Origin of the sequence: Actinoplanes sp. NPDC048791 (genome assembly GCF_040650095.1) — a bacterium.
Lineage (GTDB): Bacteria > Actinomycetota > Actinomycetes > Mycobacteriales > Micromonosporaceae > Actinoplanes.
In genome coordinates this window covers 1-2422 of record NZ_JBEZGQ010001158.1, presented here as the reverse complement: position 1 = coordinate 2422, position 2422 = coordinate 1, and the positions used below count along the sequence as shown (strand labels likewise).

The 2422-nt window shown below is 72.6% G+C and carries 2 protein-coding genes; one reads left to right on the top strand and one right to left on the bottom strand.

All coding sequences use genetic code 11. The annotated features are described in order from the left end of the window. A partial coding sequence (locus tag AB0C29_RS43640; protein WP_360833581.1) for a hypothetical protein occupies positions 1 to 1232 on the bottom strand: 1232 nt, incomplete at its 3' end. Between the two features lie 185 nt (positions 1233 to 1417). On the opposite strand from AB0C29_RS43640, the gene AB0C29_RS43635 reads away from it, so the two are divergent. Beyond that, positions 1418 to 2422 (top strand): AAA family ATPase (locus AB0C29_RS43635; protein ID WP_360833579.1); only part of this gene is annotated, 1005 nt, incomplete at its 3' end.

Here is a 2422-nt window from a genome sequence, read left to right as displayed (position 1 = left end):
CCGGCGGGCTGCGGCTCGGCCGGCAGCAATCCAGCGTCCGGCAGCTCCCGACGGCGCCCGATCGCGAGAGCCGCCGCATACCCGAAGGCGCAGGCGACCGGCAGCCAGATCGGCGCCATCAGCCGGTTGTACTCGGTGTCGGCCGGATGGGCCAGGAGCATCAGCACCCCGGTCAGCCCGGCGAAGATCCACAATGCCGCGACGGCGCGCATCCGCAGCACGAGCACGACGACCGCGAACAGGAACGCGGCCAGGGTGCCGGGCACGGCCAGCTCCAGGCCGAGCTGGTCGGGCCAGAAGCCGAGGTTGCGCTCGATCAGCCACCCGATGGGGTCGGCCACGTCGGGGCGGGCCTTGAAATGGCGGGTGGCGAAGTCCTGGATCGTGTCGTTCAGGCCCGGCAGGTGCAACACCCGGCTCAGCAGCTGCCAGGCCAGCGCGGCCAGCAGACCGATCGCGCCGAGCATCACCCCGGGCCACCGCTGCCGCCGGCCGAGTGCCGTGAGCGCCCCGGCGGCGAGCAGGGTCAGGGCCATCGCCATCCCGCTGGCCGAGCGCACCGCGAACAGCCAGGCCAGCGCCGCGACCACGAGGAACAGCCCGGCCCGGCGGCCGCGCACCACCAGGGTGGCGCCGAGCACGACCGCGAGGTAGCCGGCGAAGACGCCGCTCTCGGTGAGCATGCGGGTCATGGCGAAACCCGTCGGCAGGATGAAAAGAACGGTCGCGGCCAGCACCCCGGCCAGCCGCAGACCGCTGGCCAGCCAGACGGCCAGATACGCCAGTACGGCCGCGAGCAGCGCCAATATCAATGTCGCCGCCATCATGCCGGTCCACAATCCCAGCGTCGCCACGAATGGCGCGGCGAACAGCGGATAACCGGGCCGGCTGTGGAAGATCGCGGCGTATCGGGGCGAGAAACCGGCGGTCACGTAATTCTTGCAGGTCGGCGTCTCGCCGCGGTCCCGTGACGAGCGGTTCAGGTCCCGGCACACCTGCGAGCCCGCCTCGATGCGGGCCACCTCGGGATCCGTACCGGTGAAGATCAGCGCCTGGCGCATGTACCAGAAGCTGTCCCCGGAGGCGACGCGCCGCGGATCCTCGTAGCGGGCGAAGAACAGCAGACCGGCGATCACGACGACGAGCAGCACCCAGGCCGTCTCGATCAGGCCCCGCCGGGTGCGGGACCTCGACGGGCGCGACCCGGCCCGATCAGCGACAACGGTTTCCACGTATTCACTCGATCCCCGTGATTGAGCATGACGATCAGCGGTCGCGCGTAGTCCGCGACCGCTGTTTCGCGGCGCGTCCATTGCTGATCGCCCCGCTGTCCCCTTAGACGCCGGACCCGGCACCGGCGGGCGACAGTAAATGGAAAAGAATCCGGCCCGGTGTAGCCTCCGGCCGGGAGGACAACGTGCCGAGGAACGCTGAGAGCCCCGCGCTACGGGGGCGCCGACACGAGCGGGAGCTGCTCGACGGGCTGCTGCGCGACATCCGGGCCGGGCACAGCCGGGTCCTGGTGCTGCGCGGGGAGGCCGGAGCCGGCAAGACCGCGCTGCTGGACTACCTGAGCGGGCACTCCCCCGGTGGCCGGGTCGTCCGCGCGGCCGGGGTCGAGCCCGAGTCGGAGATCGCGTACTCCGCGCTGCAGCAGCTGTGCGCTCCCCTGCTGGACCATCTCGACCGGCTCGCCGAGCCGCAACGGGCCGCGCTGGCCACCGCCTTCGGGCTCAGCTCCGGCAGCCCGCCGCAGGCCCTGCTCGTCGGGCTGGCCGTGCTGGGGTTGTTCGCCGAGGCCGCCGCCGAGCAGCCGCTGGTCTGCGTGGTGGACGACGTGCAGTGGCTGGACCGGATGTCCGAGGTGGTGCTCACCTTCGTCGCCCGCCGGCTGGAGGCCGAATCCGTCGCCCTGGTCTTCGCCGCCCGCAGTCCCGGCGACGAGCAGCTCCTTCCTGGCCTGCCGGAGCTGAGTGTCACCGGGCTGCCCGACGCGGACGCCCACGACCTGCTGGACTCCGTGCTGCCGGGCCCGGTCGACGCCCGGGTACGCGAACGCATCGTCGCCGAGACGCGCGGCAACCCGCTCGCCCTGCTCGAACTGCCGCACGATCTCACGCCGGCCGAGCTGGCGTTCGGGTTCGGCGCGCAGACGGCGATGCCGTTGCCGAGCCGGGTGGAGGAAGGCTTCCAGCGGCGTATCGCGGCGTTGCCGCCGGACACTCGCCGGCTGCTGCTCACCGCCGCCGTCGAGCCGGTCGGTGACGTGACGCTGCTGTGGCGCGCCCTGAAGCGGCTGGGCGTCGGTCCGGAGGCTGCGGCTCCGGCCGAGGCCGCCGGGCTGGTCGAGTTCGCCGCCCGTACGCGTTTCCGGCATCCGCTGGTGCGCTCGGCCTGCTGGCGGTCCGCCGACGCGGCCGAG